The following is a 23528-nucleotide window of genomic DNA, read 5'->3' on the forward strand; positions in this document are numbered from 1 at the left end:
CTTCCACTAATGGATGAGGGCTTTGAGTTTATTCGTGCGGATTATAAACCGTCAGTTCGTCCATCCATGCGGCGGCGCAGATCGGCTTTTCCAGTTCTTTAAAGATTCCGCCGTCCACTGCATATTTTGCGGCATCAGATGCATTTTCGGCTACGAACGGATAGCATTTGCTCTCGACCCTGTCCATCTCATACGTGCAGATGACATGGCATGAGTTATTCTCAAGATCGAAGCTGGAGACTTCCACTCCATCCGCGCGCACAGTTCCTATATATCCGACCGTGTCGGTCACCACGCCTGCAATGCGAGGAGTGTTGTATTCGTCTTTTTCAAATCCCATTTCAGTAAGCACTGTCTGCAGAGCCATATCGGGAGCCATGCCTGCTTCAATCTTTTCAAAAATCGGGTCAGTGTGAGACCCGTTTGATACGACTGTGCCTTTTTCCGATACTCGGATGCAGTTGTATGCGATATACGGGTTCTTTTTCATATCCTCCGGGTCAAGCGGCTGTATAGCGGCTCCGATGCCGGTGATCCTGGCCACTCTGTTTGGAAACGACCTCGATGAGACTCTGTATGCCACAAACGGCTTATCAGTCTTGCCGACCGCAACTATTCTTCCAACGTACACTTTCATCCTCCTCGCGCATATAGCAACCAGTGCAAAGTGTACCATCACAGCCGATACGCTGTCAAACTTATTGGTCTTTTTGCAGGAGTCGGCCTGGAATATTGAGAATCTATGAGTATGTGATTCAACCATCCTGGGAGGGTCTGATGAAGAAGTCGGTATTAGCTATTCTGCTTGTAGCAGGCGTTATCGTTCTTGGAAGCATGGGCGCCGGCGTCTGGTTGCTGGTGAAGTATATGCCCCGCAGTGTGAGTATGCGCCATGCAAGTAAACCGATACACGTTCAGGTACCTAAGCAAAAGTCCACAGACACACTCGCCGTGTTCAATTTTAGTGGCGAAGGTGATTCGGATGCGATGTTATATTCAATCGGCTTTGCGCGTGCTCTGGCGGACAGGCTGCATTGTGCTCCGACTTGTCTCACTCAGCAGCCATCAATATCACAGATATCAGCAAGGCTGTGCCAGGATTTAGGCGATTCATTTGCTGTTCCGTCTATTGAACAGGCAGCAAAAATTGGCCGCTCTATGGGTGTACGATATGCCGTGACAGGGCAGTTGAAGATGTCCGGCAATAATGTCGACATAGTTATGTGGGCCTGTGATACGTATAAGCCCTCGTCAAAAAGCGAGATCAAGCTCTCTGGTGTGATTTCGGACATAGGCAATATGCAACTTCAGGCTGTCGATAAACTTCTGTCCGTTATGAAGCTCAAACCCACAAAACAGCAGTTTGCCGAACTCCGCAAACCAAACTTCACAAACCCGCAGATTCTAAAAGTTTACGCCAATAGCTTCAAAGAGCCTGACATGAAAAAGAAAGAGGCCATGCGCTGGCAGATGGTGGGAATGGACCCTGGATCATCTTTTGCCGTGATTCGATTGTTGGAATATTACTATTACAGTCCGTCCACGGCTCCACAGATCAAGTCAAATACTAGGCTCCAGAAGCTGCTCTCCGGGCTTGAGGTCAAATTTCCAGCAAACTCAGCCACAAGAATGCTGCAAGCCATGCTTTTTGTGTCGCAATATGACTATGAGCGTGCCGAGAAAGAGCTTACCTGGTTAGCGAAATCCGACCCCAAGATGGCAGGTGTCCATTCTATGCTCGCTTATGTGGCCAGATGCCGCCAGAACGGGAAAATGGCAGTAGCCGAGGGCAAAAAGGCAGTAAGTCTGTGGTCCGACAATACCTATTTGCGTGCGTCTCTTGCAAATGACTATAGTGCGGCTGCGTCATGTGCGCGTCAGGGTCACTATATGAGAAATATGAACAAACAGATGTATTCGGATTGGTTGGATAATTCAAACAAGTGTCTGCGCGAAGCAATGATCGCTGCAAAAGTGGACCCAAACTGCAGCCTGGCATGGTATCAAATGATGCAAGTCAGCCTGGAACTCGGCAATTACGACCAGAGAGACAAGGCATATAAAAAGCTTCTTGAAATCAGTCCAAAAGACACCAGCACATATATAGAGTATGGCCGTGGATATCTTCGGCAGTGGGGTGGGAGTAGAGATCAACTCGACAAGATATTCATGACGGCAGACAAAGCCTTTGGAGCAGGTTCTTCGGACGCTTGTTTAGTAAGGGCTTCTCTGCTGATGTGCCAAGCCAACAAGCCTGACGACCAGCCGGAGATACTAAACCTGGCAGAGCGGGGAATTAAGGCGTCAAAAGAACCCAATTACGGCTGTTTGCTGAAAAAGTGTCAGTCGCTTGCGGCTATGAAACGCCGGGACGAAGCGTACAAGATTGCTCAGGAAGGATATCGGCGCTGGGGTTCGCTGGACTGGTTGTTTCAATTGGCGAGGCTGAATGGGGCTTTGTATTATTATGAGCACAAAATGGACAACCTCCGCCAGGCTCGCGCGCAGTATGCCGAGTATGTGCGGCAAATACCCAATAATCCCGAGGGTCATGTCCAACTGGGTTGGTGCCTGTCTCACCTGGGTAATCGTGATGAGGCCAAAAAGCAATTTCTGCGTGCTCTGGAGCTCGACCCCACGAATGAGTCGGCAAAGGAGAAGATGAAGTATGTGCAGTAGTCACTGACCTTTGCAAATCTCCAGAAAAGCCCGTGCCGATGCGCTCAGATAGCGGTCGATTCTATATATGGCTGATGTCTTTCGCACCAAATTGGGCAGGCAGCTTGTCTCAAGTGCAATCAGCGTCCCCGAAGCAATCTCTTCTTCGACCGCACTCATCGGCAGGAATGAGACGCCCAGCCCGGACTCCACAAAGCTCTTGATGGCTTCCAAGCTGTCAGATTCCATCTTTACTTTGGGGGTTATGCCTGCGTTGGCAAAGATTCTATCCAGGTAATCTCTGAAACCGCTGTTCTTTGGAAAGAGTATGAGCGGAGCCTCGCTCAGATCATGCGCCGCAATAGAACTTCCTTTGCCGGACCATCCTGGGGATGCGACAAGTTGTATGCTTTCGTCACAGAGGCCGGTGATCCGCAGGTCCGCATGTTCGACAGGCGATGTCACAAACCCTAGGTCGATCTCTCTATTAAGGATCATCGAAGCCACTTCCCTGCTTCGTCCAGTGCGCACAATCACGTCTATATCGGGGTATTGTTTTCTGAATATACCCAGCCACTTAGGCAGAAGGAAGATACTGGTAGTGACCCCTGCGCCGATTATCAGCGTGCCTGCTTTACATGAGCCGAGGTCGGCAATGACTTGTCTGCATTCGTCCAGGATTGCGAGAGACTTCTTCGCATAATCCACCAGAGCGTGTCCCGCTTCAGTGAGTTGAACTCCTCGCCCGGTGCGATCAAATAGGGATGCCCCCAACTCCTTCTCCAGTGACTGAATATGTGCAGTCACAGCAGGCTGTGTAATAAAAAGTCCCTCGGCAGCGCGAGTGATGCTGCCTTCTTGAGCCACTTTAAGAAAACTGCGAAGTTGAAAGAGTTCCATGCATTAGTTCCTCTTATGTGAATCATAATAATAATCAATTTGAATTATACCACAATCAGAGGTAGAATACATCTGTCAGGCTAATATGGGTGTCAAAGGAAAGCAAACCTGTGTCATTCCCGCGAAAGCGGGAATCCAGATACCCAGCTTCCATAGGAGCGTAGGTCCTGGATTCCCAGTCAAGCTGGGAATGACAAGTTTATCTTAGGATGCACCCTGCGTTGGTAATGCATCCGGTTATCGGAGAAGGAGCAACAATCATGCCGGTCACAGTAGTAGCAGGAGTCCAATGGGGGGACGAGGGCAAGGGTCGAATAGTCGATCTGATGGCCTCACAGGCGGATATAGTAATCCGATGTCAGGGCGGTCCGAATGCCGGGCACACCATCGTCAACGAGTTCGGCAAGTTTGCCCTGCATGGTGTTCCATCGGGGATATTCAACCCAAAGGCTCTTTGTATAGTTGGGGCTGGCACAGTGATTAACCCATCCAGCCTGGTCGAAGAACTCAAAACTGTTGCAAAGGCGGGCGCTGATATCAGCCGGGTGCTCATATCGGATCGTGCGCATCTGATAATGCCATATCACAGGCTGATGGACAATCTCGACGAGCAGCATCGCAAGGGCGGCTCAAAGATAGGCACGACGGGGCAGGGGATCGCCCAGGCATATTCAGACAAGGCTTCACGCAGGGGGCTGCGCGCTGGCGACCTGCTGGATATGAGCGTGTTTCGCGCGAAGCTGGCTGACACTCTAGCCTGGCAAAACAGACTTTTGGCGACGTATGGCCATCCACCGATCACGACAGAAGAAGTGCTCGCACAAGTCGAAGAAGCAGCAGATTTCTTGCGACCCATGATCGGCGATACTATCAATCCGATCTGCGATGCGTTGGATGCGGGCAAGCAGGTTTTGCTAGAAGGTCAGCTCGGAGTAATGCGCGACCTGGACTGGGGCGCATACCCATTCGTAACGTCTTCCTGTCCAACTCCTGCAGGTATGGTCGCTGGTGCGGGCGTTCCGTCGAGGAGTGTCGAGCGGGTTATAGGTGTAGTGAAGGCTTACACGACCGCAGTTGGTGCTGGACCTTTCCCGACAGAGCTTTCCGATTCAAAGGGCGATGCGCTGCGTGAGCGCGGCGGCGAATTCGGCGCCACTACGGGCAGACCCAGGCGCTGCGGTTGGTTCGATGCAGTGGCGGTCAAGTGGGCGTGCCGTGTCGCGGGATTTACTGAGTTGGCGCTCACCAAGATTGATGTGCTTGACGGTGAGCCTACTCTGCCGATTTGCGTCGAATACAAAGACGGCGACAAGACTCTCAGCTCATTCCCGACAACCGATGCGATGTCGCGCGTAAAACCCGTATATAAAGATATGCCGGGCTGGTCCGAAAAGACCGCATCCGCCCGCAAAATGTCCGAGCTGCCCGTTGCGGCACAGGGTTATGTGAACGAACTTGAGCGTCTGGCTGGTGTGCCAATATCGATGGTGTCGGTGGGTCCAGAAAGGGATTCGATCATAGACAGGAGATAAGGATGAAATACAACGCAGTAATCTTCGATTTGTTTGGGACACTGGTCGACTACCTTCCTGCCCAGGACTGGCAGCGCTCACACGAAACTATAGCTCAGATATTTTCCGTGGGTTATGATGAGTTTCGCATGGCATGGCGGCAGATTATGCCCGACAGGGACCTTGGTCGTTACGGCGGTGTTGCGGATGATTTCAAACATGTATGCACTCTGCTGGGTATCCAGCCGAGCCGGGAGCAGATTGACGCAGCCATAGAGGTTCGACTTGACTACTATCGCCGCGAACTCCAGCCGAGAACAGGCGCAATAGAGACGTTGCACAAGCTGCGAGAGTCCGGCCACAAAGTCGGTCTGATCACTGTATGCGGGTCGGAGATACCCATGTTATGGGATGAGTCCGACTTCGGTCCATTGATGAATGCGTGTGTTTTCTCATGTCTGGAGGGGATAACCAAACCCGACCCGCTCATATATCAGCTTGCCTGCGATAGGCTTGGCGTAAAAGCTGAGGATTGTCTTTACGTGGGAGACGGCAGTTCTCGTGAGCTTACCGGCGTGCTGGAGGTCGGCATGCACCCGGTATTGATCCAGATGGAATATGATAGAGATTATGGTGTGGATCGTATCGATGCGGTTGAATGGCAGGGGTCGACAATTGATTCACTGAGCAAGGTCCTTGAGTTAGTAGTTTAGCCCAGTATGCTCTATGCTATTACAGAGTCCATAAAAGATTTGCCCGGCAGATCATATTGGATGGAGAGTATATCCGCTATTGTTGCCGATAGATCGCAGAAGCACGATCTTATTCCCAGGTCTACGCTGCAAGCAGCTTTCTTTCCATAGACCAAAAGAGGCACATATTCGCGGGTATGGTTCGTGCCCGGCGTAGTGGGGTCGCAGCCATGGTCGGCCGTAATGAATAGGATATCATCATTGCCCATCGCTCCCATGATCGACGGCAGCGCTGCATCGAATTCGATGAGGGCATTGGCATAACCTTTGGGATCATTGCGATGGCCGTAGAGCATATCGAAGTCCACCAGGTTTATAAAGACAAGCGAGCCTTCACCTCCGGCAATTGCTGCAATTGTCGCGCCAATCCCTTCGTGATTGTTGGCGGTATGGATAGATGTGCTGATGCCCCGGCCTGCATATATGTCGTTTATCTTGCCGATTGCAATTACGCTGCCGTCATTTTTCGCGATCAAATCAAGCAGTGTTTCATGAGGCGGTTCGAGAGAGAAATCTTTGCGGCGCTCAGTGCGTGTGAACGAACCAGGCTCACCGATAAATGGCCTGGCTATTACTCTCTGCACGTTGTGCGGAGATACAAGCATCTTTCGTGCGAATATGCACCACTCGTATAGCTGATCCACAGGCACTATGTCTTCATGACAGGCTATTTGAAAAACGCTGTCCGCGGATGTGTATACGATTGGCCGGCCTGTGCGCATATGCTCTTCACCAAGTTCCTTGATGATCTCAGTGCCGGATGCCGCCTTGTTGCCGAGTATTTTTCGTCCTATGCCCGCTGTGAATTTGCCGATGACATCATCTGGGAATCCATCCGGGTAGACAGGAAACGCGCGCTCCGTTATAACTCCCACCATCTCCCAGTGGCCGGTGGTAGTGTCTTTGCCTTGAGAGACTTCCGCCATTTTGCCATAGCATCCGGCAGGCTCCGTTGCAGGCTCCACGCCCATTATGGGCGAAATATTTCCCAGACCCAGCCTTGCCATATTAGGCAGATTGAGTCCACCTACAGACTCGGCAATATGCCCAAATGTATTGCACCCAGCGTCGCCGAATTTGTCTGCATCAGGCAGAGCACCTATGCCGACTGAATCGAGCACAATTATAATACAGCGTTGCATCAACTATATCTCCAATTCATTCAAATGCGACCACGTTTGAACCGCAATCCCAACCCGCCCAAGCCGACCATTAGCGAGAGTATGCTCGTGCACTCGGGAGTCGTTACCGGCTCCCACATAACCAGTCCGTCAGACGACGTCCCGTATATTCGCCCAGAATCGTCTATACAGAAGGCATTGCTCGCCTCTAGTCCGCTCATCTTTCCAAGATTTACAATGCCACTATCGGCAGTCCATACAAAAGCATATTCATTAGGCACCCATTCAAATGGGTACGGTTCATCAAACATGGGCTCCCAAACCCTGTAGAATCCGACAACCTCGCCGCGATCATTCACATCTGACAGGCAAAATCCATCAATATAAGGCAGGTCTATGGAGATGTCAATGACGCCTGTTTTACTGCTCCAGAAAAAACTACTGCCGATTACATTCCCTGAATTACTGATCTTGAAAGCTTCTCCATGACACAGTATCTGAGTAGTGCCATTCGGGTGCCGAATTGTCGCCCACATATCCTGGCCATTAGCGCCATCGCCACTCCAACCAACAATATCACCATTATCGTTAATATCATTTGCAACTCGTAAACCGTCTAGAGTAATTGCTATTCCGTATGGATTCCACATTATAGGACTACCAGACAATCCATCTGAAGCAAAACCCACAACCCAGCCCAAATTATTAATGGCATATGCCTGTGCATTCTGGTAACCTGGAACTGTCAACGAGGAGGCTGTTCCATCTGATGTCCATCGGATCGCGCTATAATTCCAATTAGGACACTCGGGGGATGTGTAGGAAGCAGTGCCTACAGCCTGCCCGGACCGATTGGCATCACAAACACCATAATCATAATAAGAAACTGGCGAAGGTAAGGCACTAAATCCGGTCTGAGATGACCAGGTGACAGCGCTGTTGCACATAGATTCATTATCCCAGCCAAAACCGAATATGCGTCCAGAATCGGACACGGCTGAAATTTGGTATAACGATAGGTTGCCACCAGTCATGTTGTCCAAAACCCGATAGTGATAATCCGCAGCTTGCAGTGGAATAGCGAGGCAGCAACAGAGCAGAACAACCAGTAGTGCTCTTTTCATTTTTGTCCTCCAATGGATAGGACCTCTTTATGTGTTCTTGGTTATCCTTTCGGAAGAACGAAGAGAATTCTGTAGGCAGTCATGCTCTCGGATGCGTTTCTTTATACACCTCGCGCAAATGGTCGCGGCTCACATGAGTATAGACTTGAGTAGTCGCTATGCTGGCATGCCCGAGCATTTCCTGCACGCTGCGCAGATCGGCTCCACGTTCGATCAGATGAGTGGCGAATGAGTGCCTGAGCATATGCGGAGTGATGGATTTGGTGATGCCAGCCTGTGCGGCGTATTTCTTGATTATCTTCCAGAACATTACGCGCGACATAGGTTTGCCTTGCTTGGTCAGAAACAAATATTCGGAGCGATGTATACCCGCAAGCCTGCCTCGCACGCGGTCGATGTAAGCCCTGACATACTCACCGGCAATCTCACCAATCGGTACGACACGCTCTTTGTTGCCTTTGCCCATGCACTTAATAAAGCCCATGTTCAGGTTCAAGTCTTCCACTTTCAGGGCAATGAGTTCGGAAACCCGAAGTCCGCATGCATATAATGTTTCAAGCATAGCCTTGTCACGCAGACCCAGGTCATCATGAATATCAGGCGAATCGAGCAGGCTGGCCAGGTCTTCCACATCCAGAGATTTCGGCAGTCTGATCGGGGGTCTTCGTGTCTCGAAAGCGTGCAGTGGATTTTTTTCGATAATACGCTCGGAGCAGAGATATTTGATGAACCCGCGGACAGCCGTGATCTTGCGTGCGATACTGGTTTGTGCATATTTTTCTTTACTGAGCATATCGAGGAACGCGACCATGCAGTCGTTATCGATTTTATCCGGCTCAGTGACGTTGCGCTTGAGCAGGAATGATGCGAACTGAGAGAGGTCCCGCCCATATGATGCCACTGTGTTTTGTGACAGTCCTCGTTCGACAGAAATATAGTCCAGAAACCTTTGGATATGATAGTCTATCATTTCTTGCGCTCATATATCTTTATCTGTGGGCTGACATATCGCATATCGTGCGGCAGATTCTCAGTATAAAGGTCCATACCGTCCAGTATCCCGCCATAGACCCTGCGCATGACATAGTGGTCGTCAATCATCTTCAGGTCGGCTAGAATGCGGTTAACCTGCGCCTTTTGATCCGGGGTCAGATTCCTGTTGTTATGAAGTCGGAGAGCGTCACGAATTTCATATTCGGAGACGATGACCCAGTCTGGCGCATCATTGCTCCACCACTTGTCCGGCTTGTCATATTTGGAAAATACAACGATCTTGTAAGGCGTATTGTTTATTGCCTCCATGCGCTGGGGCAGGGTGCCGAACCCGAAGTCTTTCGAGAGCGGCGGGCTGTAGAACCACGGTGGGTCGATCATGCCGATACTTGCGTGCCTGGGCACATTTTTGAATATCCATTTTGCCGCGCAGTCCTGCGGAGCCTGCATCACAAACAGCGTGTCGAGTATTATACTAAAGAAAAATGCAAAGGTTATAGCGCAAAAACAGAGCACTGCCCATATCCATCCCCCAATCGTGAGCATGGGTTTTCCCCTCAGCCAGTTCCACCATCTGCACATTACCCAGGCGCATAATATCGCAATCGCAGGATACAGCGGCAGTGTATAGCGGGCAAAGCGCACTTGAGAGAGTGAAATGAGCACATAATACGGGATCACAAAGGCAAGTATTATAAGTGTCTGCCTGTCGCGCTTTACTAATGCCGCGATTACCGCAAACAAGAAAATAAGTGCCAGTAACGGTCCCAGACCGGAGACGAGCGAGCTTGTGAACGTGTAGATAAATCCATTGCCGGTCGCCGCGAACACCAATCCATGTCCGCTGCTGACATGCTTCATTTCATATGTCAGGCCGTGGATAAATTCGTTTGTGTGCAGAATGCATCCGGGAGTCGAGACTACAAACGCTGCGATCATGCAACCTATAGATGCCCACAGCCTGCCTGACAGGATAGACGACCGGTTCAGCTTTGCGCGAAGGAAGTGGGCAGTGATTACAGATAAGATCACCAATACGGCGTTATACCTTGTGCCTGCGGCAAGGCCGGTCATGACCCCAGCCCACAGATAGTCACGCCAGTCGCCCCGTCTATACACAAGCGCGGCATATCCCAGCGCCAGTGCAATAAACAGTGTGCTCGGCACGTCCACTGTGGCGAAGTGTGAGTGTTGGACATGCAGCGGCGCGACAGCCAGTATAAGAGCCGCAATCAGTCCCTGGGCTTTACCGAAGAACTCACGCCCTGCCCAGTATGTAGCCACAACGGCACATATCGCTATGATGACTGTCACAGTGCGCGCAGCCAGATAAGGCGCGTCCAGACTGCCCGATAATCCATATCTGAAGGCTATGGCAATCGCGATAGTACACAGATATATGTACAGTGATGGGTAGTTATAGAGCTTTGGATCCAGCGAACGATTTAGATACACAAACAGCGCGGCTCCCAGGATCAGAAACTCATCGGGGTGGTATGAATAGGAGTGCAGTTCGTTCGGCAGACCCCACCTAAGGCCGATCAGCCTCAGCGCGGCAGCCAATATGATTATGCACGCAAGGGGTAACAGCGTGCGCCAGTTTTCTCGAACATCTCTGACAGTCAATCTACGCCTCAGCAGATGCTTTGATTTCTTTGTGCGAGGGCATACGCATTCCCACTATTATCGCAACGACGATTCCGAGTGTTATGAGGATATCGCCTATGCTGCAGATTTCAGGCAGCAGCGCATATGGCCATCGCATTGGTATTATATCGCACAAGAAACCGAGTTTTGTGCTTGAGTCCATCAATGAATTGTGGATGGGCATTTTCATGGCTTTTTTGCCGAAGACAAATACCACTGCCCACTTGGAAGCAGGCATAAGCCCGCCGTTCACGCTTAATGCCAGGAGATTTGCTACCATTCCCGTCACAACCAGCTTTGCCCCTGCGATCCTCAGATTTGCCAGCACAAAGGCCAGGAATGCGAACTTTTCGGCCATCTGGACAATTCCTGCCAGCCAGTGCATCTCCCTGAGTGTCGGTGAAAACCGAAACGCCCAGGAGGTGAAACTCAACGCCACGGCCAGGACCAGCACCCAGACACATCTGATTTTGAGGTCGGCGAGTCTGTCCAGCTTGCCGCCTGTCAGCCACGCTATAATCAGGCCGATTATTATAAGTTCCGGTAACAATGCATACCTCCTGTCTGATTGTTAAGCAATTTACGCTGAGTAAATGTGTTATAAGAGAGCTTATACTCCAAGCGTGATTATGATACCTGTAGAGATATAAAAAAGCAAATGGCATTTCATCATTATTGCTTTTTGCTAAAAGCCGGGAGTACGAAGCTCCTGCGTTCATTAAGCGTGCTGTTTCGTGCGTTGACACCTTTCAATCAGCGTGCTATACTCTGGTAAATCTAGCCCGCATTATTCACGAGAAATGTGAATAATGCTCTCAGAGACCCGGATTATTCACTAAGCGCATAATCCGGGCCAGAGGTATTATAGCGCGATGAGCGTGATTCGGACATGGAGCAGGCACATACGGAGCGAGGGGTTGTTGATCGTGCTCTCCGGTCCGTCTGGTGTCGGTAAGGACGCTGTGCTGCTTGAGCTTGCCAAGATATATTCCAACTTCAGTCGATGTGTGACGACCACAACACGCGATCCCAGGCAGGGCGAAGTCGACGGCATAGACTACACGTTCATTAGCGAAGATGAGTTTCAGCGCCGCATCGATGAGGGCGATTTTTTGGAGTATGCCAATGTTCATGGCAACATGTACGGCACTCCACGCAAATGGGTCGAGCAGCGGCTCTCTGAAGGTGTGGATGTAATCCTCAAGATAGATGTCCAGGGCGGCCTTTCAGTAAAGAAGCAGATGCCCTCCGCGGTGATGGTCTTCCTGGCTCCGCCGTCCATTGAAGAGTTGGAGAAAAGGCTTCGAGGCCGACTCACCGAGTCAGAGAACGACCTCGCGAAACGTCTATCGAATGCACGCGGTGAACTCGACCAGATCCCGCATTATGAATATATTATCGAAAACGACTCCCTGGCCAAGGCGGCACAGGAATTGAAGGCGGTAATCATTGCAGAACACCTCAGAGTCAAACAGTAATGGACACAAAGCCCCGCTGGTGGGCAAAAAGATAATCCTTGGAGTGACGGGCGGCATAGCAGCATACAAGTCCGCATATCTTGCGAGCGCACTTGTGCAGTGCGGCGCGGACGTGCATGTAGTCATGACCGAACATGCGAAGCACCTCGTCGGTGCGCCTACATTCTGGTCACTGACCAAAAATCCGGTCTTGTGCGGCTTGTTCGATGAGCCTGCAAAGCCCGAGATCAAGCATGTTTCTGTGACCCAGGACGCCGATTTGCTGCTGATAGCGCCCGCCACGGCGAACATCATAGGCAAAATGGCCAACGGCATCGCCGACGATATGCTCTCCACAATTTCTCTTGCGGTCAGGTGTCCGGTGATTATTGCTCCGGCGATGAATGTTAATATGTATACTAACCCGATTGTCGTCGCCAATATAGACCGCCTGCGCCAGTATGAGTATATCGTTATGGAACCCGAGGAGGGCATGCTTGCCTGCGGGTCTGAAGGTATCGGGCGTCTGGTCGACCCGGACAAGATCGTCCTTAGAGTTGAAGAAGTGCTCACTGGCGGCAGGAGAGACTATTCTATGGTCAATCTCCTTGTGACTGCCGGTCCGACCCAGGAACCGATCGATCCGGTCAGGTTCATCACAAACCGTTCCTCCGGCAAGATGGGTTACGCTATTGCCGAGATGGCGGCAAAGCGGGGCGCGAATGTCACTCTTATCAGCGGTCCCACTGACCTGCCTGCGCCGGATGGTGTTGAGTTGGTCGGTGTACGGACGGTGCATGAGATGCATGACGCAGTCCTGACACGGCTGCAGGATGTCAATGTTATGGTTTCGGCGGCGGCTCCCGCTGATTTCACACCGGCTCAGGTCCATGAGCAAAAGGTAAAAAAGTCTGCAAAGTGGACGCTTGAGCTGGATAAGGCGGATGATATCCTGGAAGAGGTCGGCCAGAAGAAAGGTGAGACGATCCTTGTGGGTTTTGCTGCCGAGACTGAGAATATTGAGGAATATGCCAAAGCCAAGCTGGAGCGTAAAAATTTAGACTTGATCGTGGCTAATGATGTCTCACCGGAAAGCGATGTTTTCGGGAGCGATACCAATCAGGTCACGCTCTATTCACGGGCAGGCGATAAGGTGTCCTGGCCCAGAATGTCGAAGCGGGAAGTCGCAAATGCGATTCTCGATTATGTTAAAAATCATCTCTTGGAGGAATTACGTTGAGTTCTCAAGCGCACATGTTCACCTCGGAATCGGTCACCGAGGGACATCCCGACAAAATGGCCGATCAGATTTCAGATGCAGTGCTTGACGCGATTATGGAGCAGGACCCTACGGGCAGAGTTGCGTGTGAGGCTCTACTTACCACAGGTATGGTAATGGTCGCGGGCGAGATCACCACTCGCGCGTATGTCGAAATTCCCGAAATAGTCCGCCGGACAATCGAGCAGATCGGTTATTCTCGGGCGAAGTTCGGTTTCGACTTCGAGACCTGCGGTGTGCTGACGGCCATTCAGTCGCAGTCGCCGGATATCGCGGTCGGAGTCGACACAGGCGGCGCGGGCGACCAGGGTATGATGTTCGGTTTCGCATGTGACGAGACCCCCGAGCTAATGCCCATGCCGATCATGCTTGCGCACAAGATGGCGCGCAGGCTTACAGCCGTGCGCAAGGACGGCGAGATAAGCTATCTACGGCCGGACGGCAAGACCCAGGTTACAGTGCAGTATGAAGGCGGCAAGCCGGTCCGCATCGATAAGGTTGTGGTCTCGACACAGCACCAGCCGAACATTCCGCAGAGCACGATCCGCGCGGACATGATCGAGAATGTTATAAAGCCGATACTGCCGCCGGACATGGTGGATGACAAGACAGAGTATTTTGTCAACCCGACCGGCGTCTTTTCGGTCGGCGGACCTCAGGGCGATACGGGTCTTACCGGTCGCAAGATCATCGTCGATACATACGGCGGCATGGCCAAGCATGGCGGCGGCGCATTTTCTGGTAAGGATCCAACCAAGGTCGACCGCTCGGCTGCCTATATGATGCGCTATGTGGCCAAGAACGTAGTTGCTGCTGGTCTTGCCAAGAAGTGTGAAGTCCAGGTCGCATATGCCATCGGTAAAGCTGAGCCAATGGGGATCATGGTCGACACATGGCGGACGAACGCGATTCCAGAGGACAAGATCGCCGACCTGATTTGGAAATACTTCGATCTGACACCTCGCGGCATCATCGACAAGCTCAACCTCAGACGGCCTATATATAAGCAGACGGCTGCTTACGGTCATTTTGGCCGCACGGACCTGGATGTGCCGTGGGAAGCGACAGATATGGTCAATCTGCTCAAGAAAGAAGCCGGTATCTAGTTGTATGCAAGGGTTTTGGTGGACACAGGGGCGTCCAGCCCGTTAGATTCACTGACCTATGAGATACCTGATGGCCTGACGAATGCCGTCGGCATCGGCTCATGTGTGCTGGTTCCGATAGGTTCTCGTCAGGCCATCGGCTATGTGATCGGTTTGGAGCAGACCACCGATGTCGAGAAGACTCGCCCGATCATTGCCGATATAGACAGCCCCATCCATTTATCATCCGATATGCTCGACCTTGCCGGGTGGATATCAGAACAATATATTTGTTCGCTGCCCAGAGTGGTGAGCGCAATGCTTCCCGGCGGCATGCAGCATAAAGCGCAGGCAAGGGTTGTTTTAACCGCATCATCTTGCACTCATCCGCATCTCACCCCCTCAGAAATTCGCCTGATGCAGCAGATAGAGGCATCTGACGATCAGCCGACAGTCGAGAGTCTTTGCAGCGAGGATAACAAGTCTTCAGTCCAACGACTGCTTAGACAGCTCGAATCAAAAGGCGCTATAAGGAGGCAATGGAGTATTGTCGCTCCTGCGGGCAAGCCGCGTGTTATGCGCGGGGTGCGTGTAAGTGGAGAGTGGAGAGTGGAGAGTGGAGAGTCGAGTGTGAGTCTGACGAATAAACAGTCAGACCTTCTCGAACTCATCAAGAGCCTTAACCGCGACATATCCACAGTCGAGCTTACACAGAGATATGGTGCATCGTCAGCAGTCATTGCAGCCCTCGAAAAGAAAGGCTGCCTTGAACGCATAGAAATGGCATTTCGCCGAACACCGGCATTCTCCAAGATCGAGCAGGTTCGTGTTCACCTCAGCAAAGAGCAGCAGCTTGCCGTCGATGAGATTATCCGTGCCATAGATTCGGGCGCATATAATCCTTTTTTGCTCTTTGGTGTTACTGCAAGCGGCAAAACAGAGGTATATCTGCGCTGTATAGAGCATGCTCTGGCTCTTGGTCGCACCAGTCTGATACTGCTTCCTGAAATAGCTCTCACCACACAGGTGATGAATATATTCAAGAGCCGGTTTGGCGACCAGGTGGCTGTGCTGCACAGCGCTCTGTCCGCAGGTGAGAGGTTCGACGAGTGGGCACGTATCGAATCCGGTGAAGCCAGGGTCGTGCTGGGCGCAAGGTCAGCCGTCTTTGCTCCAATAAGTGATATAGGGCTGGTGATTGTAGACGAGGAGCATGAGCCCAGCTATAAGCAGGACAACCCACCGCGCTATAATGGCCGTGATGTTGCAATTCGTAGAGCGACTCAGGCTGGAGCCGCGCTTGTATTGGGGAGCGCCACGCCGAGTATAGAGTCATTCACACTTGCGCGCAATGGGCAATACAAACTGCTTGTAATGTCCAACCGGATAGAGAACCGTCCTATGCCGACAGTCCATATCGCCGATCTGCGCGAGGAGTATTCCAAGGGCCGGCTCACTATATTCAGCAGCCGTCTTGAAGGCGCGATTAATGATTGCCTATCACGCGGTGAACAGGTAATGCTCTTTCAAAACAGGCGCGCATATTCCACTTTTTTGCTCTGCCGCGACTGCGGACACGTTGAGCGCTGTCCCAATTGCGCTGTCTCACTCAAGTTTCATGCTGCCGCCAAAAAACTGAGCTGCCATCATTGCGATTATGAGATGCCTGCGCCCGATAAATGTCCTAAGTGCGGCAGCATCAGGATAGGCAAGTTCGGAATAGGCACTGAGCGCGTGGAGGAAGAGGTCAAAAAGACTTTCCAAGGAGCGCGTGTGATCCGTATGGATCGCGACACGACTGCCCGCAAGGGCGCGCATGGCTCCATTCTTGCGACATTTAGAGCTGGGGAGGCCGATATACTCGTGGGCACTCAGATGATCGCGAAAGGGTTGGACTTTCCGAACGTGACCCTGGTCGGAGTAATCAGCGCGGACACATCTTTAAATCTTCCTGATTTCCGTGCATCAGAGCGCACATATCAATTGGTTTCGCAGGTGGCGGGACGGTCGGGCAGGGGAAAGCGCCCCGGCGAGGTGGTGATTCAGACATTCGACCCTGAGCAATATGCCATCAAGTGTGCTGTCAATCACGATTATACGGCTTTCTATGAGATTGAGCTGGAGGAACGGCGTGAACTCGACTATCCACCATTCGGCTCACTGGTAAATATTATTTCGCGTGACAAAAATGACAACGAGGCCAAAGCCAGGCTGACACGACTCTTTGCGGCGATCAAATCCGGCAGAATGGCCAATCGAATGGGGGTTACAATAATGGAACCACAACCGGCTGTATTATCCAAGCTGCGTGGTGAATATAGATGGCACATGCTGCTGAGGTCTGTCGACCGTCAGAAGATGCTTGATTTGCTGAATGGCGTCTTTGATTCCAATCCGGCGCTGCGAAGGCAGATCGGTGTGGATGTCGATCCTATCTCAATGCTTTAGCGCTTATGAAGGAGTGGAAAGCTGAAAGTGGAAAGCGGAGAGCAAAATGTGATACGTTCAGACTCTATGTTCGGGCGCGATATCTGATCGCGACCGGAACATAACCTTGCAATATCCGATTGCGACAATCATTGCCAAAATCGGAAGGCATTTCAGGGGTGTATTCCAAACTAAGGTGTATCTTATATGTCATTCCCAGCTTGACTGGGAATCTAGGAATCAGCGCTGCGATGAAAGTAGGGCGCCTAGATTCCCGCTTTCGCGGGAATGACACATGCTTGGTCACCTTATGTTTCTTAGCTCTCCACTCTTGGCTGTTTTTTAGGGGATAGCCGATGATAAACACATATCTATTTACCGAGGGCAAATTCAAACAGGACGTGTCACTTGATGACTGGCGCTCGCTGGTCAGCGGCAATTGTGCGCTGCTCTGGGTCGATATAAGCGAGTTCAGTAAGAATGAAATGGAAGACATCGCGAGCAAATTCGGCCTCCATCAGTTGGCGATAGAGTCCTGCCTGGACGGATATCGCAGGCCTCATCTGTATGAGTTCGAGGATCATTTCTACGTTAACATGACTCTGCTTGGTCAGCGCAACCACAAGAACCACGGCGTCAAGCCTGGCGAGATGCACCTGTTCGTGGGCAGCAAGTATATCATAATCGCCTCGAAAGACAAGACCAGTGACGCCGTGAGTAATGCGATCAAAGAATATCAGGACACGCCGGGATTATGTTCTCGCGGACCGATGTATGGAGTGTATTTGCTTGCAGAGGATTTGGTGGAGAGCTATTTCCCGATCGTGGAGAACCTGGACAATCAGGCGGACGACATTGAGTCACAAATGCTGGAAAACGCGACCAAGCGGTCACTCAACAAGCTCTTCAGCCTCAAACGTGATGGTTTCGAGCTTCGACGACTGCTTGGACCCCAGCGTGACATATTCAGCGAGCTTGCCAGACGCGATTTCTCGTTCATCGGTGGTGAAAATAAGGTCTATTTTCAGGACGTATATAACCGAATGATCCGCATTTTCGACATGCTCGACACCATCAGGGAGATATTGAGTGGGAGCCTGGATATATATTTGTCCACCGTATCCAACCGGCTCAATCAGGTGATGAAGGTCCTGACGGTCGTGGCCACGATACTGATGACTCTTTCATTCATCACCGGGTTTTACGGCATGAACTTCAAATACTTGCCGTGGCTTCATGCGCCGAATGCATTCCGCAACGTTACTATTCTCATGATCGCGATAACCATAGGGATGCTGTGGTGGTTCAGAAAGATCAAGTGGCTGTAGCTTGGTTTGATGGTCTGATAGTTGGATAGTCTGATGGTTTGGTAGTTAAATCAGCTCAACGTATATAACTGCCGGGAGGACGAGGCTCCTGCAGCCGTAATGACGAGTGAAAGTGGGAGGGCGAAGCTCCTGCCGAGCCGTATGATTAATCAAGCAGTTTTGCCGAGTCCGGCCTATTGACTACTATCGGCTTTTCCTGATAGAATATTCTTGCGTGGCGGAGTACCTCAGCTGGTTAGAGGACCCGGCTCATACCCGGGGCGTCGTCGGTTCGAGCCCGACCTCCGCTACCACCTCACCGCACTTTTCACTTTTTCATCCAGCAGCGCTGGGAACCACTTCTCTTTCAGGCGCATGAGTATTCGGCTTGTGGTCGAACACGGGCAGATAGTCTCTCCAAACTTCGTTATTTGCGCCGGCCATGAACTTTGTCAGGCTGATGAACGGTACATATTTCGGTTTTTTCGGCATTTGCTTGAGAGTGTAATTAAGCTGAGAGAGGGTCTTGTCGCCTTTTTTTGCATTGCACTTCTTGCAGCAGGCCACAAGGTTATCCCATGTGTTTTGTCCGCCGAGCCTTCGGGGGATCACGTGATCCACTGTCAAATCGCTGCTCTTATGCCCGCAATACTGGCATGTATAGTTGTCTCTGGCAAGTATGCTGCGCCTCGAGAGTTTGAGCTGTGGCACAGGCCGTCTTACATGGGTTCTGAGCCTGACGACCGACGGCGAGACATAAGTGGCGCTTACGGTGTGAATCGTCTTGGGGCTTTCGTGAAGCACATCGACTTTGCCCAGAAACACAAGCGATATCGCCCGCCTGATGTTGCAGATATTGAGCGGCTCATAGTCGCTGTTTAGGACGAGGACATCATGATTCATAATACCGAACTCTCCCAACAAAAAAGCCCACGCCTGACACAAAGTCAGCGTGGGCCATTTCTAAGTAATGTCATACAGCCAGTGTTGGTGATGCATACGCGAGCACATGCCGTCTTCCAGGATTCGCAGAGAGTGCGCTCTGGAGCCGCCGACGAAGTTAGTTGTTTGTGATATCGTCATCGATGGCATAAGCGTGTTTCACCTACTCACATTGTAACAGCATATGTGAGCATGTGTCAATGCATTGTTGCGTCAATAATTTGTGCGCCTTTTTCGAGCGCGGCTGTGTTCAAAGGTATGAACTTGTGGTTTCGCTTTGGCAGAGCCTGGGTCATGGACTCATTTATGGATTCCATTGAGACCGGCTTGACAAGCTGGACGTAAGCTCCCAGCATCACCATGTTCGCCGCCATCGAGCTGCCGAGTTCTTCGGCAATATTGCTTGCGTCGATGCCGACAATGTCGCAGTCATCCCGATAGTCCGGCTTTTTTGCAAGTGAAGTGTTGACCACGATCAGCCCTTCACGCCGGACGGTCGGTGCGAATTTGTCGACCATGTCCTGAGTGAGCGCTATAAGGGTGTGCGGCGATTCTGAGACCGGTGAACCGATCTCGTCGGTCGACATAATTACAGTGCATTCAGCCGATCCGCCTCTGGTCTCGGGACCATATGACGGAAACCAAACCACATTTCTATCTTCAAGCACTGTCGCGTATGCCAGAAGCTGGCCGATCAACATAATCCCCTGGCCGCCAATGCCCGCTATTCTAACTTCCTGATGCATATGTTTCTCCTGGGTGTCGGATGTCGGGTGACGGGTGACGGTAAACATGCCGCTCCGGCACCCAACACCCGACACCTGTTACCTATCTACAAATACTCCGACGGGAAAGAACTCGCTCATTTTTTCGTCTATCCACTTGAACGAATCGATAGGGGTCATTCTCCAGTTGGTGGGGCAGTTGCTGAGCACTTCCACCAGCGAGAACCCTTTTCCATCGATCTGATTCTGAAATGCATGTTTGATCGCTTTTTTCGTCTTACTCATGCCTGCCGGGCTTGTAGGCGCCACTCTTTCGATATAAGACGGGCCATCCAGGGTCGCCAGCATCTCACACACTCGTATTGGGTAACCGTTCACATGCGGGTCTCTGCCGGATGGACATGTGGTCGTCTTCTGGCCGATCAGAGTGGTCGGAGCCATCTGGCCGCCGGTCATGCCGTAGGTGGTGTTGTTGATGAAGATGACTGATATATTTTCGCCTCTGCCTGCCGCATGGACGATCTCCGCGGTGCCTATGGAGGCCAGGTCACCGTCACCCTGATATGAGAAGACTAGCCTGTCCGGCAGCATACGCTTGACACCCGTCGCAACAGACGGCGCTCTGCCGTGAGATGCCTCGATAATGTCGCAGGCCATATATTCATACATGAACACTGCGCAGCCTACCGGGCAGACCCCGACAGTCTGATGAATGATATCCATCTCCTCCATGATCTCAGCTATCAGCCTGTGGATGGTGCTGTGAAGACATCCCGCGCAGTATGTAAACTCAGTGTCAGTAAGTCCTTTGGGTCTTTCAAATACTTTTTGCACTAGACCGCACTCTCCTTCCTGCTGGAGTAGTGCGACACAACAGGTGGTTTGCCGAACCTTGCTCGCACTTCATTAAGGATTTCAGTGGGTGTCGGGACGGCTCCGCCGCTGCGGCCGTAGAACTCCACGTCCGACGCCCCGTTCACGGCCAGCTTCACGTCTTCGACCATCTGACCACAGCTCATCTCCACAACAAGAAACCGTTTGCCATCTTTTGCCATATCGTTGATTTGCATGGCGGGGAACGGGAAGAGAGTGATCGGACGCAGCAGCCCGACTTTCATTCCCTCTTCGCGAGCCATATCGACCACACTCCGGCATATGCGCGCAGGGCTGCCGTATGCCACCATCACCAGTTCGGCATCCTCGGTCTGATATTCCTTGAACCTGACCTCATGCACCTGCATGTCGGCATATTTTGCCTGCAGTTTCTGGTTCAGTCCCTCCATTGTCTTCGGATCGATCCATAGTGAGTTTATGATATTGTGAGCGCGTCCCCTTGCGCCATTGGTCGCCCATGGCTTAGGATACTCGACAATGTCAAAATTTTTGTGCATATCCACCGGCTCGAGCATCTGTCCGATGATCGCGTCCATCAGTATCATGGAAGGGTTTCGATACTTGTCCGCCAGATCGAATGCAAGCGGCATGAACTCATAGCATTCCTGCGCGCTCCATGGCGCAAGCACCAGCAGCTTATAGTCACCATGCCCGCCGCCCTTTACCGCCTGGAAATAGTCCGCCTGACCAGGGAGAATGGTTCCAAGACCGGGACCTCCGCGTTGGACGTTGACGATTACGCAAGGCAGCTCACAGGCCGCAATATACGAGATCCCTTCCTGCTTGAGGCTCACACCCGGGCTGGATGATGATGTCATCGCTCTCTTGCCCGCGCATGCCGCGCCATAGACCATATTGATCGCTGAGACCTCGCTCTCGGCCTGAATAAACACACTGCCGTTTGCGGGCATCAGTTCGGACATACATTCCGGCACTTCATTTTGAGGAGTGATCGGGTAACCGAAGAATGCGTCGCATCGGGCAGCGACCGCTCCATGACACAGGGCAATATTGCCTTTAAGTAATTTCTTTGTCGCCATAGACTATCTCCACACCTCAATTGCGACATCCGGGCACATACGCGCGCATATGGCGCAGCCCGTACACTCGTCTTTCTTAACAAAACACGATGGACGATAACCCTTATGATTGAAAGAGTCCTCCATCGTTATGCAGCCGTTCGGGCAAAAGTGAACGCACAGCTCACAGCCCTTGCACCTTTCACGGTCGATTTTGATTGTGCCTGCCAATCAGCGCACCCCCAATCTTCGGTCGATAAATCTAAGCACTCTGTTGCTCTCGATCAGAGCCGACATAGAATGCTTCTCGGAATAAAGGTGGATTGCAACGATAATGACAATTGCGCAGGCTTGGAATATCGCGCCTGTGCTCAGAACCATAGTCAGCCCCAGAGCCGTACCCAGCGCATTTGAACCCGAATCGCCCATCATTGCCCTGCCTTGAGAATCCATGACCGAAAACATAAGTGTGACGGCTGCCACGGTCCCGACAATCCAGGGAGCCGTTATATGACCGCCCACCGCGATACATGTTACACCTAATCCCAAAAAAAATACAGCCACAGCCCTGCCGGGTCGCAAATCAAATAAATTGAGGATGTTCGAGGCCAATGGGATCAGCATGGCCGCAAGAACCCACTGTATTGGCTTGCCGCCTGAAATCCACCATCCTGCAGCAATCCCGACAATTCCTCCGCCGATAGCTTTGATGGCTCCCGTGGTAATTTTGCGCTCGAAAATGAGACTTTTGAAGTGACCTTTGAACCCGCCGACCCTACGCGTGCCCCATATATCGTCGATAATCCCAAGCACCCACATCGCGCCCATCGGCACAAGGTATGTCCAGACCATCTTCATCTCGACGTAATGCAGCTTTGCCAGGCCGATCATCACGGCAGCCATATAGACGAAAGACACGATGCCGTATGAGGCCATGATCGGGGTCTTTTTATAGTTGGGTTTCACCAGCCCGATTTTGGGAGCAAAGCTGAAGATTGCGGCGTACCAAAAGATGGCGACTAGACCTACTATTGCGGGTATGATGTGGTTCAAATTATCTCATATTCCTTATTTCAGCGATAGGATAATCCATGATTCCAAAGACTGATGCACTGCTCCTGCCTGGGAGGGCGAGGCTCCTGCCGAGCCACCATGATATCGCACACAATTATCAACTAACCTCGAAAATCTCTCCTTGGAAAGGCCATTGGTCTGATCTTTGTACAAGACCCTGTCTGACAGGATTGTTTTTAACATAAACCCATTTGTTGTAATAACTATCATCTGAGCGCAAGCGCGTATCCCAGTGGCTGCTTTGCCAACGGTGCTCAGGTTTTTTGTGTTTTTTGCTGAACATAGATTTCCAATAAGTGATCCACCGCTCAAGTGAAATATCATCTTGCGCAAGTCCTGCAAAGAGATGGATATGATCCGGCATAATGACATATTTGCCAACATGCCAGGCTTGTGCCTCTTGCCATACTGAACGCAATAAATCGTGGATATCGGGTGATGCAAGCCATGGCAGCCGATCCTTTGTGCATATGGTCAGATAGACAATAATAGTGTGATTTGGTTGGATGTAGATGCCATGGATAGGGTTTTTTCTCTCATTTTGAATTTTCATATAATTGAGTTGATGTTCAACAATGGCTCAGCGGGAGCTTCGCCCTCCCAAATTAGTCGT

General features: G+C 51.4%; 22 protein-coding genes and 1 tRNA gene. 9 read left to right on the forward strand and 14 right to left on the reverse strand.

The features are described from left to right. Nucleotides 1–28: 28 nt before the first annotated feature. Complete coding sequence (locus tag LLG46_05465; GenBank protein ID MCE5322751.1) at nucleotides 29–631, reverse strand: IMP cyclohydrolase; 603 nt, start codon at nucleotides 629–631, stop codon at nucleotides 29–31. Between the two features lie 146 nt (nucleotides 632–777). Here LLG46_05465 and LLG46_05470 point away from each other — a divergent pair, with 146 nt between their 5' ends. Next, the gene (locus LLG46_05470; GenBank protein MCE5322752.1) at nucleotides 778–2679 is read left to right on the forward strand and encodes a tetratricopeptide repeat protein; all 1902 of its coding nucleotides are present in this window, start codon (nucleotides 778–780) and stop codon (nucleotides 2677–2679) included. Here LLG46_05470 and LLG46_05475 read toward each other — a convergent pair whose 3' ends face one another. Then, nucleotides 2680–3558 (reverse strand): LysR family transcriptional regulator, encoded by an 879-nt coding sequence (locus tag LLG46_05475; GenBank protein ID MCE5322753.1) that lies wholly within the window; start codon nucleotides 3556–3558, stop codon nucleotides 2680–2682. Nucleotides 3559–3818: 260 nt separating this feature from the next. Here LLG46_05475 and LLG46_05480 point away from each other — a divergent pair, with 260 nt between their 5' ends. Then, nucleotides 3819–5090, forward strand: coding sequence for an adenylosuccinate synthase (locus tag LLG46_05480; GenBank protein ID MCE5322754.1), 1272 nt, complete (start codon nucleotides 3819–3821; stop codon nucleotides 5088–5090). 2 nt (nucleotides 5091–5092) lie between these two features. Further along, nucleotides 5093–5782, forward strand: a complete 690-nt coding sequence (locus LLG46_05485) for an HAD hydrolase-like protein (GenBank protein MCE5322755.1) — start codon at nucleotides 5093–5095, stop codon at nucleotides 5780–5782. Between the two features lie 11 nt (nucleotides 5783–5793). Here LLG46_05485 and LLG46_05490 read toward each other — a convergent pair whose 3' ends face one another. The 5 genes from LLG46_05490 to LLG46_05510 all read right to left on the reverse strand — a co-directional run bounded on the left by LLG46_05490 (nucleotide 5794) and on the right by LLG46_05510 (nucleotide 11256). Beyond that, nucleotides 5794–6963, reverse strand: coding sequence for a phosphopentomutase (locus LLG46_05490; GenBank protein ID MCE5322756.1), 1170 nt, complete (start codon nucleotides 6961–6963; stop codon nucleotides 5794–5796). 20 nt (nucleotides 6964–6983) lie between these two features. Beyond that, the gene (locus tag LLG46_05495) at nucleotides 6984–8066 is read right to left on the reverse strand and encodes a DUF3466 family protein (GenBank protein MCE5322757.1); all 1083 of its coding nucleotides are present in this window, start codon (nucleotides 8064–8066) and stop codon (nucleotides 6984–6986) included. A gap of 79 nt (nucleotides 8067–8145) precedes the next feature. Next, nucleotides 8146–9036: a site-specific tyrosine recombinase XerD gene (gene xerD / locus LLG46_05500; protein MCE5322758.1), complete on the reverse strand. Its 891-nt coding sequence runs from the start codon at nucleotides 9034–9036 to the stop codon at nucleotides 8146–8148. Further along, the gene (locus LLG46_05505; GenBank protein ID MCE5322759.1) at nucleotides 9033–10685 is read right to left on the reverse strand and encodes a glycosyltransferase family 39 protein; all 1653 of its coding nucleotides are present in this window, start codon (nucleotides 10683–10685) and stop codon (nucleotides 9033–9035) included. Before LLG46_05505 ends, xerD begins: the two co-directional genes overlap by 4 nt. Before the next feature lies 1 nt (nucleotide 10686). Then, a complete protein-coding gene (locus LLG46_05510; protein ID MCE5322760.1) occupies nucleotides 10687–11256 on the reverse strand; it encodes a DUF5317 domain-containing protein in 570 nt (189 codons plus the stop codon). Between the two features lie 322 nt (nucleotides 11257–11578). Here LLG46_05510 and gmk point away from each other — a divergent pair, with 322 nt between their 5' ends. The 6 genes from gmk to LLG46_05540 all read left to right on the forward strand — a co-directional run bounded on the left by gmk (nucleotide 11579) and on the right by LLG46_05540 (nucleotide 18575). Further along, nucleotides 11579–12184, forward strand: a complete 606-nt coding sequence (gene gmk / locus LLG46_05515) for a guanylate kinase (GenBank protein MCE5322761.1) — start codon at nucleotides 11579–11581, stop codon at nucleotides 12182–12184. Next, nucleotides 12156–13403 carry a bifunctional phosphopantothenoylcysteine decarboxylase/phosphopantothenate--cysteine ligase CoaBC gene (coaBC, locus tag LLG46_05520; GenBank protein ID MCE5322762.1) on the forward strand — a complete coding sequence of 416 codons (1248 nt, stop codon included), beginning with the start codon at nucleotides 12156–12158 and terminating at the stop codon, nucleotides 13401–13403. Before gmk ends, coaBC begins: the two co-directional genes overlap by 29 nt. Nucleotides 13404–13417: 14 nt before the next feature. Then, nucleotides 13418–14548 (forward strand): methionine adenosyltransferase, encoded by a 1131-nt coding sequence (metK, locus tag LLG46_05525; GenBank protein ID MCE5322763.1) that lies wholly within the window; start codon nucleotides 13418–13420, stop codon nucleotides 14546–14548. Between the two features lie 18 nt (nucleotides 14549–14566). After that, a complete protein-coding gene (gene priA, locus LLG46_05530) occupies nucleotides 14567–16975 on the forward strand; it encodes a primosomal protein N' (GenBank protein ID MCE5322764.1) in 2409 nt (802 codons plus the stop codon). Between the two features lie 335 nt (nucleotides 16976–17310). Beyond that, nucleotides 17311–18282: a magnesium/cobalt transporter CorA gene (gene corA / locus LLG46_05535; protein MCE5322765.1), complete on the forward strand. Its 972-nt coding sequence runs from the start codon at nucleotides 17311–17313 to the stop codon at nucleotides 18280–18282. A 216-nt stretch (nucleotides 18283–18498) separates the two neighbouring features. Continuing rightward, a tRNA-Met gene (locus LLG46_05540) sits at nucleotides 18499–18575 on the forward strand. Nucleotides 18576–18597: 22 nt separating this feature from the next. Here LLG46_05540 and LLG46_05545 read toward each other — a convergent pair. The 7 genes from LLG46_05545 to LLG46_05575 all read right to left on the reverse strand — a co-directional run bounded on the left by LLG46_05545 (nucleotide 18598) and on the right by LLG46_05575 (nucleotide 23468). Further along, nucleotides 18598–19164, reverse strand: coding sequence for an HNH endonuclease (locus LLG46_05545; protein ID MCE5322766.1), 567 nt, complete (start codon nucleotides 19162–19164; stop codon nucleotides 18598–18600). A 236-nt stretch (nucleotides 19165–19400) separates the two neighbouring features. Then, nucleotides 19401–19949 (reverse strand): 2-oxoacid:acceptor oxidoreductase family protein, encoded by a 549-nt coding sequence (locus LLG46_05550; protein MCE5322767.1) that lies wholly within the window; start codon nucleotides 19947–19949, stop codon nucleotides 19401–19403. Between the two features lie 78 nt (nucleotides 19950–20027). Further along, nucleotides 20028–20762, reverse strand: coding sequence for a thiamine pyrophosphate-dependent enzyme (locus tag LLG46_05555; GenBank protein ID MCE5322768.1), 735 nt, complete (start codon nucleotides 20760–20762; stop codon nucleotides 20028–20030). Next, a complete protein-coding gene (locus tag LLG46_05560) occupies nucleotides 20762–21862 on the reverse strand; it encodes a 3-methyl-2-oxobutanoate dehydrogenase subunit VorB (protein ID MCE5322769.1) in 1101 nt (366 codons plus the stop codon). Before LLG46_05560 ends, LLG46_05555 begins: the two co-directional genes overlap by 1 nt. 3 nt (nucleotides 21863–21865) lie before the next feature. Further along, on the reverse strand, nucleotides 21866–22072 hold the full coding sequence (locus LLG46_05565) for a 4Fe-4S binding protein (GenBank protein MCE5322770.1): 207 nt from the start codon (nucleotides 22070–22072) through the stop codon (nucleotides 21866–21868). After that, nucleotides 22073–22894: a hypothetical protein gene (locus LLG46_05570; protein MCE5322771.1), complete on the reverse strand. Its 822-nt coding sequence runs from the start codon at nucleotides 22892–22894 to the stop codon at nucleotides 22073–22075. Between the two features lie 118 nt (nucleotides 22895–23012). Continuing rightward, entirely contained in the window at nucleotides 23013–23468 is a 456-nt protein-coding gene (locus LLG46_05575; protein MCE5322772.1) for a transposase, read from the reverse strand. Between the last annotated feature and the right edge of the window lie 60 nt (nucleotides 23469–23528).

This window comes from bacterium (assembly GCA_021371935.1).
Taxonomy (GTDB): Bacteria; Armatimonadota; UBA5829; order UBA5829; family UBA5829; genus UBA5829.